Origin of the sequence: Streptomyces sp. NPDC008086 (genome assembly GCF_042957325.1) — a bacterium.
GTDB lineage: Bacteria > Actinomycetota > Actinomycetes > Streptomycetales > Streptomycetaceae > Streptomyces.
Genome location: NZ_JBIBIA010000006.1, coordinates 593256 through 605528, shown reverse-complemented (window position 1 = coordinate 605528; position 12273 = coordinate 593256). Strand labels below are relative to the sequence as shown.

At 70.0% G+C, this 12273-nt stretch carries 10 protein-coding genes and 1 tRNA gene; 6 read left to right on the top strand and 5 right to left on the bottom strand.

Annotated features, from left to right (window positions below; all coding sequences use genetic code 11):
* Window positions 1-17: 17 nt before the first annotated feature.
* The 3 genes from ACFZBP_RS24110 (at window position 18) to ACFZBP_RS24100 (ending at window position 3714) form a co-directional block, all read left to right on the top strand.
* On the top strand, window positions 18-1043 hold the full coding sequence (locus tag ACFZBP_RS24110; protein WP_383448272.1) for an SGNH/GDSL hydrolase family protein: 1026 nt from the start codon (window positions 18-20) through the stop codon (window positions 1041-1043).
* 374 nt (window positions 1044-1417) lie between these two features.
* Window positions 1418-2638 carry an acetyl-CoA C-acetyltransferase gene (locus ACFZBP_RS24105; protein WP_383448269.1) on the top strand — a complete coding sequence of 407 codons (1221 nt, stop codon included), beginning with the start codon at window positions 1418-1420 and terminating at the stop codon, window positions 2636-2638.
* Between the two features lie 293 nt (window positions 2639-2931).
* Window positions 2932-3714 carry a hypothetical protein gene (locus tag ACFZBP_RS24100; RefSeq protein WP_383448540.1) on the top strand — a complete coding sequence of 261 codons (783 nt, stop codon included), beginning with the start codon at window positions 2932-2934 and terminating at the stop codon, window positions 3712-3714.
* Between the two features lie 89 nt (window positions 3715-3803).
* Here the strand turns inward: ACFZBP_RS24100 and ACFZBP_RS24095 are convergent, their stop codons facing one another.
* Complete coding sequence (locus tag ACFZBP_RS24095; protein WP_391415964.1) at window positions 3804-4115, bottom strand: hypothetical protein; 312 nt, start codon at window positions 4113-4115, stop codon at window positions 3804-3806.
* Between the two features lie 94 nt (window positions 4116-4209).
* Here ACFZBP_RS24095 and ACFZBP_RS24090 point away from each other — a divergent pair, with 94 nt between their 5' ends.
* The gene (locus tag ACFZBP_RS24090) at window positions 4210-4440 is read left to right on the top strand and encodes a DUF4287 domain-containing protein (RefSeq protein ID WP_030049879.1); all 231 of its coding nucleotides are present in this window, start codon (window positions 4210-4212) and stop codon (window positions 4438-4440) included.
* A 75-nt stretch (window positions 4441-4515) separates the two neighbouring features.
* On the opposite strand, the gene ACFZBP_RS24085 is transcribed toward ACFZBP_RS24090, so the two are convergent.
* The 3 genes from ACFZBP_RS24085 to ACFZBP_RS24075 form a co-directional block, all read right to left on the bottom strand.
* A complete protein-coding gene (locus ACFZBP_RS24085; RefSeq protein ID WP_383448263.1) occupies window positions 4516-5409 on the bottom strand; it encodes a Bax inhibitor-1/YccA family protein in 894 nt (297 codons plus the stop codon).
* A gap of 227 nt (window positions 5410-5636) precedes the next feature.
* On the bottom strand, window positions 5637-6812 hold the full coding sequence (locus tag ACFZBP_RS24080) for a 4-hydroxybenzoate 3-monooxygenase (protein ID WP_391415962.1): 1176 nt from the start codon (window positions 6810-6812) through the stop codon (window positions 5637-5639).
* A 150-nt stretch (window positions 6813-6962) separates the two neighbouring features.
* Window positions 6963-7046, bottom strand: a tRNA-Leu gene (locus ACFZBP_RS24075).
* A gap of 393 nt (window positions 7047-7439) precedes the next feature.
* On the opposite strand from ACFZBP_RS24075, the gene ACFZBP_RS24070 reads away from it, so the two are divergent.
* Window positions 7440-8210: an ATP-binding cassette domain-containing protein gene (locus ACFZBP_RS24070; RefSeq protein ID WP_391415960.1), complete on the top strand. Its 771-nt coding sequence runs from the start codon at window positions 7440-7442 to the stop codon at window positions 8208-8210.
* Complete coding sequence (locus ACFZBP_RS24065) at window positions 8210-10744, top strand: ABC transporter permease (protein WP_383448255.1); 2535 nt, start codon at window positions 8210-8212, stop codon at window positions 10742-10744. Before ACFZBP_RS24070 ends, ACFZBP_RS24065 begins: the two co-directional genes overlap by 1 nt.
* Before the next feature lie 52 nt (window positions 10745-10796).
* On the opposite strand, the gene ACFZBP_RS24060 is transcribed toward ACFZBP_RS24065, so the two are convergent.
* Window positions 10797-12098, bottom strand: a complete 1302-nt coding sequence (locus tag ACFZBP_RS24060; RefSeq protein ID WP_391415957.1) for a class I SAM-dependent methyltransferase — start codon at window positions 12096-12098, stop codon at window positions 10797-10799.
* Window positions 12099-12273: the final 175 nt, after the last annotated feature.

Here is a 12273-nt window from a genome sequence, read left to right as displayed (position 1 = left end):
GGAGGTGGCGGCGACGCATGACGAGCATGTCGAGGGCGAGGGTGGCCCGGCGGATCGCGGCGGGCGCCGCGTACGGCGGCGGCGGCATCGGTCTGGCCGGGGCGGCGGCCGTCGGTCTGCTCCTCGCCGAGGTGCGGCTGGCCCGGCGCCATGTGGGCAACGGCACCAGCAACCACGTACCGAACGCCGACGGCCGCTACGGCCGCCTGTACGCCAACCCCGGCGAACCGCCGCTGCGGCTGACGCTGCTGGGTGACTCGACGGCCGCGGGGCAGGGCGTGCACCGGGCGGGGCAGACGCCGGGGGCGCTGCTCGCCTCGGGGCTGGCGGCGGTGGCGGAGCGGCAGGTGGAGTTCCGCAACGTGGCCCTGCCGGGGGCGCGCTCGGACGACCTGGACCGCCAGGTGGCCCTGGTCCTGTCGGACCCGGCGCTCGCGCCCGACGTCTGCGTGATCATGATCGGCGCGAACGACGTCACGCACCGGATGCCGCCCACGCGCTCGGTGCGCCATCTGTCCTCCGCCGTACGCCGTCTGCGCACGGCCGGTGCGGAGGTGGTGGTGGGCACCTGCCCCGACCTGGGCACGATCGAACCGGTCCAGCAACCGTTGCGCTGGCTGGCCCGGCGGGCCTCCCGTCAGTTGGCGGCCGCCCAGACGATCGGGGTCGTCGAGCAGGGCGGCCGGACGGTGTCGCTGGGCGACCTGCTGGGTCCGGAGTTCGCGGCGAACCCGCGCGAGCTGTTCGGTCCCGACAACTACCACCCCTCCGCGGAGGGGTACGCCACGGCGGCGATGGCCGTCCTCCCTACGGTCTGCGCGGCCCTCGGCCTCTGGCCGGCGGAGGAGGAGCGGCCCGACGTCTCCCGCCGCGAGGGCTTCCTCCCCGTGGCCCGTGCCGCGGCCGAGGCCGCGTCGGAGGCCGGCACGGAGGTCACGGCCGCGATGCCGACCGGCCCGAAGGGCCCCTGGGCCCTCCTGAAACGCCGACGCCGCCGCCGCGTCCCCGAGCCGGACCGTACGCCGGTGACGCCGTCCCCCTGAACGACAAGCCTTCCTCGCCCCCGCCGCCCCTACCCGTCCCCTCCTTCTGCGGCTCCGCCCCAGACCCCGCTCCTCAAACGCCGGAGGGGCTGAGTCGTTCAGCCCGTCCGGCGTCTGAGGACGAAGCCCGCAGGGCCGACAGCGGGGGTCTGGGGGCACAGCCGCCAGGGATGGGACGGGCAGGGGCGGCGGGGGCGAGGAAAGCAAGCGCTTAGAAAATTGCGGTCAGGGTCACACCGCCACGCCCGTGACCTCGACGGTACGTACGGGTAACTTCCCTCACAGCCCTGCCCGACCCCCCGGTATGCCCGCCCGTCGCCCGACCACCACCCTCAACGAGGCGCTGCGCGCCACACCTTTCGACTGGAGCCGTGATGCCCGAAGCCGTGATCGTCTCGACCGCCCGCTCCCCCATCGGCCGCGCCTTCAAGGGCTCCCTCAAGGACCTGCGCCCCGACGACCTCACCGCCACCATCATCCAGGCGGCCCTCGCCAAGGTCCCGGAGCTCGACCCCCGCGACATCGACGACCTGATGCTCGGCTGCGGCCTCCCCGGCGGCGAGCAGGGCAACAACCTCGGCCGCATCGTCGCCGTACAGATGGGAATGGACCACCTCCCGGGCTGCACCATCACCCGCTACTGCTCCTCCTCCCTCCAGACCTCCCGCATGGCCCTGCACGCCATCAAGGCCGGCGAGGGCGACGTCTTCATCTCGGCGGGCGTGGAGATGGTCTCCAGCTACGCCAAGGGCAACTCCGACAGCATCCCGGACACCCACAACCCGTTCTTCGCCGAGGCCGAGGCCCGCACCGCCGCCGTCGCCCAGCAGGAGGGCACGACCTGGCACGACCCGCGCGAGGACGGCCTCGTCCCCGACGCGTACATCGCCATGGGCCAGACCGCGGAGAACCTCGCCCGCTCCAAGGGCATCACCCGCCAGGACATGGACGAGTTCGGCGTCCGTTCGCAGAACCTCGCCGAGGAAGCCATCAAGAACGGCTTCTGGGAGCGCGAGATCACCCCGGTCACGACCCCCGACGGCACGGTCGTCAGCAAGGACGACGGCCCCCGCCCGGGCGTCACCCTGGAGGGCGTCCAGGGCCTCAAGCCGGTCTTCCGCCCCGACGGCCTGGTCACCGCCGGCAACTGCTGCCCCCTGAACGACGGCGCCGCGGCCCTCGTCATCATGTCGGACACCAAGGCCCGCGAGCTCGGCCTCACCCCGCTCGCCCGCATCGTGTCGACCGGCGTCTCCGGCCTCTCCCCGGAGATCATGGGCCTCGGCCCGGTCGAGGCCAGCCAGCAGGCCCTGCGCCGCGCCGGACTCACCATCGACGACATCGACCTGGTCGAGATCAACGAGGCGTTCGCCGCCCAGGTGATCCCCTCCTACCGCGACCTGGGCATCGACATCGACAAGCTGAACGTCAACGGCGGCGCCATCGCCGTCGGCCACCCCTTCGGCATGACCGGTGCCCGCATCACCACCACGCTCATCAACTCCCTCCAGCACCACGACAAGCAGTTCGGTCTGGAGACGATGTGCGTCGGCGGCGGCCAGGGCATGGCGATGGTCATCGAGCGCCTCAGCTGACCCGGCGAGCGATCACCTGAGTAGTCAACTCACGACCCAGCGTGAGCCTTCGGCCCAGAACCCGGGAACCCCCTTGGTTCTGGGCCGTTTTGTGATCCAATCTCCCCCAGGATGTGACCTATCTCCCTCTGCGGAGGGATTTACGCAGCTCAGCGCCGTTGCACCACCAAACTCCAGGCCCAAAATCCTGTCCGTTTCGTGACGTTACGCACTGACAGCTGGATAGTCCGCCCTTCAAGCTGATGTAGGAAGTCGGGGGTCGACTTTGAACCGGGAGTACGTCAGTGAGCGCCATGCCGATCGCCTTGCTGCTCACCACGGCCGCCACCGGCGCCGTGGGCGTCGCCGTCCTGCGCACCCTCATGGTGCTGCGCCGACAGGTCGCGGCCCTGCACACCGAGCTGGCACAGAACAACGCCGCCGCGGCGCGGGGGATGGTCCCGCAGGCCCGCCTCTCCGCCGAGGCCGATGAGATACGCGCCGCGGTCGCCGAGGCCCTCGCCGAGGAACGCGAGCGGGAACTGGCCGAGGCGCGCGCCTTCTGGGCCGCCCAGGAGTCCCGCGACGGCTCCGACGCGCCCACCCTGCTGGGCCTGTCCGACAGCGAGCTGTTCCTGCCCCGCCAGGCCGATTTCGCGGGCCTGGAGCATCTGGAGCCGGTGACCGAGCCGACCGCGGACGCCGACGAGTTCGCCGGGGACTCCCCCGAACTGGCCGCGGCCCGCCGCCGCCACCCCTCCCACCCGGACTTCGTCCCGGTCTCCTCACCAGCCGTGAACGACCATGAGCGCACGGTCTCCACCCTTGAGGACCTGGCCGCCTCCGCCACCGAACTCACCGACGTCCGCCCCGGCCCCCTCGGCACCCTCGACGTCTACGTCTTCGCCGACGGCACCACCCTCTGCATGACCCCGGGCCACCGCGAAACGGCAGAACGCCTGGCCTCGGCCCTGCGCGCGGGCGAGACCCCGGTACTGCTGGGCGGCTCGGGAGTCTCAGGCGCGTACACCCTGACCTTCGCCTGCGGCGAGGAGAACGTCTACATCCTGGCCGACAGGGTCATAGCGAGCCTGTAGTTCTTGGCGCCGGGTGCCTGCAACGCGCCCCAACGGGGCGCGGGGAACTGCGCGACAAGCCCCCACAAACCCGCAGCCGCCAACGAGCCTCAGACGCCCGCTCTCTTCTGCGCCTCCTCGACCAACGCCACCGCTTCGGAGACCTGGTCCTCACGCTCAAGAACCACCGCCAAGTCACGGGCAGCAACGGTGATCTGATCCGCCGCAGCAAACATCCCCGCATCAGGCATCTCCCGAGGCTCAACCCCGGGCGACTCCACAGCCTGCGCCCACGAGGCCAACCGCCTGGCCAACCCCAAAGCCTCAGCGGCAGCGCCCCGCTGCAAGCGAGACTGCGGCGCCGCCCGCAACCGGTCGGCGAAGTGATCTACGGCTTGGGTCAGACGCGTCGTATCAACCACGCCGTGAGCGTACGCGACTGTTGCCAACGGGCGAACGCTCAGGCACGGTGACCTGAAGGACCGGCTTACATCCCCTTTGCGTCCGGAGGCGCCGATGTCCCACGTCCTCTCCGAGGAGACCCACCGCAACATGCTCGCCCGCATCCCCCACTGCACCGGTCGTGAAGTCTCCGACTGGCTGCGCACCGTAGAAGAAGGCCCGGCCCTCGTCCGCTTCGAGGAGAAGGTCAGCTGGCTGCGCCACGAATACGACCTCGCGTACGGCCACGCGAAGGCGATCGTCCACGAGTACGACCTGAGGAGGGCGGCGCGCAAGTTCCTCTAGGCGAGACGCGCGCACAGACGACGAAGGGCCCCGGGACGAACCCGGGGCCCTTCGCTTGTCGACCGTCGTCGAAGGCTAGTCGTTGTTGAGGATCGAGATGAGCCTCAGGAACTCCATGTAGATCCACACCAACGTCATGGTGAGGCCGAAGGCCGCGAGCCAGGCCTCCTCGCGCGGCGCGCCGTAGGCGAGACCGTCCTCGACCTGCTTGAAGTCCAGGGCGAGGAAGCAGGCGCCGAGCAGGATGCCGACGATGCCGAACACGATGCCGAGCGGGCCGCTGCGGAAGCCGAGGCCGTCACCGCCGCCGAAGACGGCGAACAGCAGGTTGACCGCCATCAGCAGGATGAAGCCGAGCGCGGCCGCCATCACGAAGCCGACGAAGCGGCGGTTGACGCGGATCCAGCCCGCCTTGTACGCGACCAGCACGGCGGCGAAGACCGCCATCGTGCCGAGCACCGCCTGCATGGCCGCACCGCTGGCGATGCGGTTGTCGACGACGCTGGAGACGACACCGAGGAAGACACCCTCGAGCGCGGCGTACGACAGGATCAGCGCGGGCGAGGCCTTGCGCTTGAAGGACTGCACCAGCGCCAGCACCATGCCGACCAGACCGGCGGCGATGGCGATGCCGTACGACCGGCTGATGTTCGCGTCGTCGACCGGCAGCAGCGCCCAGGCGAGCGCGGCCGTGACGATCAGGGTGCCGAGCGTGGTGCCCGTGCGCAGGATGACGTCGTCCATCGTCATCCGGCCGGTGGTGGCCGGGGCCTGCGGCGGTGCGCCGTACTGAAGGTCCTGCTGGGCGTAAGGGTTCTGCGCATACGGGTTGCCGGCCTGCGGCTGGGCGTACGGGTTGCCCTGCGTGCCGACAGCGGCGCCCCCGGCCTGCGGCGCGGTGTTGAAGCCCGCGTAGCCGTTGTCGCGGCTGAACCCCCGTCGCGAGAAGACCGGGTTGCTGCTCCTCATTTCACTCCTCCATGGCCACCGTGCGTGGCCTTGGCTCAAGAGTAATAGGTAGGCAAAGGATTGACCCTAGTGCTTGGGGAGGATCTTTCCCTCGTCGTGCTCGCCAACACGCTACGCGGCCGAGTGATTCCCGGCCACGGAGGGGATCATTCATGACCAAGCTGCGACATGGCCGGAACCGACCGGAGATCACTCCCCTGGCCCGCACCCGTACGCACCCGCCCGGCTCACCCGAAAGGGAAGCCCGTGTACCCCTCGGCGAGGTCCGTCTCGGCCGCCCGCGACGACGCGAGCCGCTCCAGACGCGCCAGCTGGAGCCGGTCCTCGAAGGGCGTGGCCCCGGGGGCGCGGTGCAGCAGGGTCGTCATGTCGTAGGAGAACCGCTCGGCCTGCCAGACGCGGCGCAGACAGGTCTCGGAGTAGGCGTCGAGGAGTTCCGCCGAGCCCGTCTCCCTCTGGTACGCCAGTGCTCGCGCGAAGGTGACGACGTCTCCGACGGCCAGATTCAGCCCCTTGGCGCCCGTCGGCGGCACGATGTGTGCCGCGTCACCGGCGAGGAAGAGGCGGCCGTGCCGCATGGGTTCGTGGACGTAGGACCGCATGGGGGTGACCGACTTCTGGGTGATCGGGCCGCGCTCCAGGCGCCAGTCGTCGGCGGTCTCGAAGCGGCGCTCCAGCTCCGTCCAGATCTCGTCGTCGCCCCACGCCTCGGCGTCGGTGCCCTCGGGTACCTGGAGGTAGAGGCGGGAGACGGACGGGGAGCGCATGGACAGGAGGGCGAAGCCGCGGTCGTGGCGGGCGTAGACCAGCTCGTCGTGCGAGGGCGCGACGTCGGCGAGGATGCCGAGCCAGCCGAAGGGGTACGTCCGTTCGAAGACCCGGGTGAGTTCGGCGGGGATCGCCTTGCGGGCCACGCCCCAGAAGCCGTCGCAGCCGACGACGTAGTCGCATGCGAGGACGTCCTCCACGCCCTCGTGCCGGAAGCGGATCCGCGGACCGGCGGTGTCCGCGCCCTCGACGGCCAGCGCCTCCGCCTCGAACAGCAGCGGTCCGCCGTCCTTGAGTTGGAGGGCGATGAGGTCCTTGCAGACCTCGGTCTGGGCGTAGACCATCACGGACCGGCCGTCGGTGAGGGCGGGGAAGTCGACGCGGTGGCGCTTCCTGTCGAAGCGGAGCTCGATGCCGTCGTGCCGCAGGCCCTCACGGTCCATCCGCTCGCCGGCGCCGGCCGCGCGCAGCACGTCCACGGTGCCCTGCTCCAGGATCCCGGCGCGCTGGCGGTGTTCGACATAGGTGCGGTCGCGGCTCTCCAGGACGACCGAGTCGATGCCGGCGTTGTGGAGCAGACGGGCGAGGAGGAGGCCGGCGGGGCCCGCTCCGATGATGCCGACGGTCGTACGCATCGGGTCGCTTCCCTTCACAGTTCGCCTGGTGAAGTTTTATTCACCATTGTCTGACGTGAGTTTCCGGCCGCACCCGCCCGCTGTCAACGGTCGGTGGTGAACTCTTGAAGGGAAGCCCGGAGAGCGGGAGGGGAGGAGGGAAGTCGGAAGTGCCCAGAGCCGGACTTGAACCGGCACGCCCGCGAAGGGGCAGCGAGGTTTAAGCTCGCCGTGTCTGCATTCCACCATCTGGGCAGGCCATGGGCTCCGCATCGAGGTTCCGAGCCTATCGGGATACATCCCCCGAACAGCGGACGGGCGGACCGATGTTGTCTTATTTTATTGACGTCTGAGGGTGCATCAGCCCACGGAACACGCCATCCGCACTTGCCAATAGCCTTACGCGCGGCCCTGGACGGCGCATGCGGAATGACGGAATTTCACCGTCCAAACAAGGACGCTCCACCTGTTCCAGACGCGAACACGCGTCAGGGGTCCTCGTCATCCTCAGGTATGACACCGCGGTGCTCCGTCCATCCGCAGTCTGCCTTCGGAACCGGAACAGCGACTGACTACACGACGCCCTTCGGCCAGGACGATGGATGACGTCCCTTCGAACACATCGTCGTCCCTCAGGAGCGCCTTCTCGTGACCACCGCATCCATCGCCGGCCGGGCCACCACCGTGGCCGCGCGTGCCACGGATCTGTCGAAGATCTACGGACAGGGCGAGACCCAGGTGGTCGCCCTGGACCGGGTCACCGTCGAGTTCCGGCAGGCCGAGTTCACCGCGATCATGGGCCCCTCGGGCTCCGGCAAGTCCACGCTGATGCACTGCGTGGCCGGCCTGGACACCTTCTCCTCCGGTTCGGTGCGCATCGGCGACACCGAGCTCGGCTCCCTGAAGGACAAGCAGCTCACCAAGTTGCGCCGGGACAAGATCGGCTTCATCTTCCAGGCGTTCAACCTGCTGCCGACGTTGACCGCGCTGGAGAACATCACCCTTCCGATGGACATCGCGGGCCGTAAGCCCGACAAGCAGTGGGTGGACTCGGTCATCCGGATGGTCGGCCTGGCCGACCGCCTCAGCCACCGCCCCGCCCAGCTCTCCGGCGGCCAGCAGCAGCGCGTCGCCGTGGCCCGTGCGCTCGCCTCCAGGCCCGAGATCATCTTCGGTGACGAACCGACCGGAAACCTCGACTCGCGCTCCGGCGCCGAGGTGCTCGGCTTCCTGCGCAACTCCGTACGGGAGTTGGGGCAGACGGTGGTGATGGTGACCCACGACCCGGTCGCCGCGGCCTACGCGGACCGGGTGGTGTTCCTCGCCGACGGCCGGATCGTCGATGAGATGTACAAGCCCACCGCGGACAACGTCCTCGACTTCATGAAGCAGTTCGACGCGAAGGGCCGCACCAGCTGATGTTCCGCACCGCCCTGCGCAACGTACTCGCGCACAAGGCCCGGCTGTTGATGACGGTGCTCGCCGTGATGCTCGGCGTCGCGTTCGTCTCCGGCACCCTGGTCTTCGCCGACACCCTCTCCAGCGCCTTCCGCAACCAGTCGGCGAAGAGCTACGACGACGTCGCCGTCGCCGTCACCTCGCACGCCGACCCGGACAACCCCGAGGAAGAGCCCGGCCTCTCCGCCAGGACCCTCGACAAGATCTCCGCGGTGGACGGCGTCGCCGCCGCCTACGGCCGCGTGGACGGCTTCGCCGGGGTCGCCGACCCCGACGGGAAGCTGATCGGCGTCGGCTGGTCCAACAAGGGCGCCAACTTCTCCCCCGGCAAGGACGGCAAGGACCCCGCCTACACGTTCACCGACGGCTCCGGCCCGGTGAAGGACGACCAGATCGCCCTGGACAAGGAGTCCGCCGCCAAGGGCGAGTACCAGGTCGGCGACCGGGTCCGGGTCGCCACGAACGGCCCGGTGAAGGAGTACACCCTCAGCGGTGTGTTCACCACCGAGGACGGCGCCGTGAACGCCGGCGGCAGCCTCGTCCTCTTCGACACCGCGGTCGCCCAGAAGCAGTACCTCAAGCCGGGCTACTTCGCGAGCGCCACCGTCACCGCCGCACCCGGCGCCGACGACGCGCGGATCCTGGACGCGGTCGAGCCGCTGCTGCCGGACACCGCCGAGGCGAAGACCGGCCAGGCCCTCGCCGACGAGCAGGCCGCGCAGATCGAAGAGGGCATGGGCTCGCTCAAGCAGGTCCTGCTGGGCTTCGCGGGCATCGCGCTGTTCGTCGGGGTCTTCCTGATCTCCAACACCTTCACGATGCTGGTCGCGCAGCGCACCAAGGAGATCGCGCTGATGCGGGCCGTCGGCGCGTCCCGTAAGCAGATCACCCGCTCGGTGCTCGCCGAGGCCGCGGTGGTGGGTCTGGTCGCCTCGGTGATCGGCTTCGTCCTCGGCATCGGCCTCGCGGTCGGACTGCGGTCCGGGATGGCCGCGTTCGACATGAAGATCCCGGGCGGCCCGCTGATCGTGTCCGCCACGCCGGTGCTCGCCGCGATCGGCGTGGGTGTGCTGATCACGATGCTGGCCGCCTGGCTGCCCGGCCGCCGGGCCGCGAAGATCCCGCCGGTGGCGGCCATGAGCAGCGTGCACGCCGTGGCGACCACCAAGTCGCTGGTGGTGCGCAACTCCATCGGCGCGGCCGTCACCGCCCTCGGCTCGGCCGCGATCGTGCTGGGTGCGTCGTCCGGCGGCGACGACGGCCGGATGTACATCGCGGCGGGCGCGTTCTTCGCGCTGATCGGTGTGATCATCCTGATCCCGCTGCTGTCCCGGCCCGTGATCGCGCTCGTCCGCCCGCTGCTCGTCGGCCCGTTCGGCGTGGCCGGCAAGCTGGCCGGCCAGAACGCGGTCCGCAACCCGCGCCGTACCGGCGCCACCGCCTCGGCGCTGGCGATCGGCCTGACGCTGGTCACCGGTCTCTCGGTGCTCGGCATCACGGTCGGCACGGCCATCGACAAGATGACCACGGACAACATCAAGGCCGACTACATGGTCTCGATGGCGAACGGCGGCGACCTCGACCAGTCCGCGCTGACGGCGCTGGAGAAGGCCAAGGGCGTCTCGGCCGTGTCGCCGCAGCAGAGCGTCTACTTCCAGCTGGGCGGCGACGACTTCGTGTCCGCCTCGGCGGTCACGCCGGGCGACATCGAGCAGGTCCTGAAGGTCGACGTCGTCAGCGGCAGCGTCGACTCGCTCGCCAAGGGGCGGATCGCGGTCGCCGAGAAGACGGCCGAGCGCAAGGGCTGGAAGCCGGGCGACAGCCTCCCCGTCACCTTCGGCGACGACAAGAAGGGCAAGCTGACCGTCGGCGCCGTCTTCAAGGACAGCGAGTTCCTCTCCCCGGTCCTCATCGACACCGAGGCCGTCAAGCCGCACGAGACACAGCCGTACATCCAGCAGATCTTCGTGAAGGTCGACGGCGGCCAGACCGCGGCCAACGAGCAGGTCCTCGTCGACGCGCTGGGCGACAACCCCGCGATCAAGGTGATGGACCGGCAGGACATCCGCAACGAGTTCGGCGGCGCCATCAACACGATGCTGAACATCATGTACGGCCTGCTGGCGATGGCCCTGATCATCGCCGTCCTGGGTGTCGTCAACACCCTCGCGATGTCGGTCTTCGAACGGCAGCAGGAGATCGGCATGCTGCGGGCGATCGGTCTCGACCGGCGCCGGGTGAAGCGGATGGTCCGGCTGGAGGCCGTGGTCATCTCGGTGTTCGGCGCGGTGGTCGGCATCGGCCTCGGTTCGTTCCTCGGCTGGGCGATCGGCGAGACCATCAAGGCGCAGATCCCGGGCTACACGCTGGTCCTGCCCTGGGACCGGATCGGGATCTTCCTGGTACTGGCCGGCCTGGTGGGCGTCCTGGCCGCACTGTGGCCGGCCCGCAACGCCGCGCGGCTGAACATGCTGAACGCGATCAAGGCGGAATAGCAGTACGCGCACTTGGGCCCCGTTCCCGGGAGGGAGCGGGGCCCTTGTCGTCTCAGCCCCAGGTACGGGCCCGCAGCGGCATTCCGGCGTCCCCGGAGTCGGGGGTCCTGATCGCCAGCACCTGGTTGACGCCGATGCGGTTGCGCTCGAAGGCGAGCGCGCTGGCGGCCATGTAGAGCCGCCAGACACGGGCGCGCCCGGGGCCGGTGAGCTTCACCGCCCGCCCCCAGTCGGCCTCCAGGCGCTCGACCCAACGGCGCAGGGTCAGCGCGTAGTGCTCCCGGATCGACTCGACGTCGCGCACCTCGAACCCGGCCCGCTCCAGCTGGGCGACGGTGACGCCGATGGGCTGGAGCTCGCCGTCGGGGAAGACGTAGGAGTCGATGAACTCGTCGACCTGGTACGTGGATTCGTCGCGCTGCGGCCGCCGCCCGATCTGGTGGTTCAGCAGCCGCCCGCCGGGCTTGAGCAGCCGGTACAGCACGTCGGCGTACTCCAGGTACCGGTCGGCGCCCACGTGTTCGGCCATGCCGATGGAGGAGACGGCGTCGTACGGACCGTCCTCGACGTCCCGGTAGTCCTGGACGCGGATCTCCACCTTGTCGGTGAGCCCCTCGTCGGCGACGCGCTTGCGGGCGTACGCCGCCTGCTCCTGGGAGAGGGTGATGCCGACGACGCTCACGCCGTACTCGCGGGCCGCGTGGATCGCCATCGAGCCCCAGCCGCATCCCACGTCGAGCAGCCGCTGACCGGGACGGAGACCGAGCTTGCGGCAGACGAGGTCGAGCTTGTCGTGCTGGGCGGATTCGAGGGTGGTGCCGTCCGGGGGCGGGGCCGACCAGTAGGCGCAGGAGTACACCATGGACGGGCCGAGGACGATCTCGTAGAAGTCGTTGCCCACGTCGTAATGGTGGCTGATGGCGCGTCTGTCGGTGCGTTTGGTGTGCAGATGGCCGCGGGCCCGGCGCACCTCCTCGGGGGGCGGCGCGGGCGGCAGCGGAAGTCCGCCGAGCTTGAGGAGACCGCGCACGGCGGCGCGCACCTCGGGGTCCCGCAGCGCCTGAGCCAGGCTTCGGGCGTCCTCCCCGCGCTCCCACACGAGCCCCGCGAGCAGATCCAGGGCGGCGTACAGATCGCCCTCGATGTCGAGGTCCCCGGCCACCCAGGCCCGGGCCAGGCCCAGTTCACCCGGCTTGAACAGCAGCCGCCGTACGGCACGGCGATTGCGTACGACGAGAGTCGGCGCGCCCGGCGGCCCCGCCTGCGAACCGTCCCAGGCGCGGATGCGCACCGGGAGGGGAACTCCCAGCAACTGTTCGAGAAGGTCCTTCAGCCGCACCGCGGCGTCTGGCATGGCGCACACCTCCGTGACGAGGAATCCCGGAATGACCAACAACGTAAACACCAGAACGCCCGCGACGCTGTCCCGCCACGGTGTCACGTTTGGGCAAATTGTCAGAGCATCCGGGCGTCGCTGTCCAGGACGCCGACGGCATCGCTGCCGGTGTCAAGTCCCGAGTTCTCCTGTC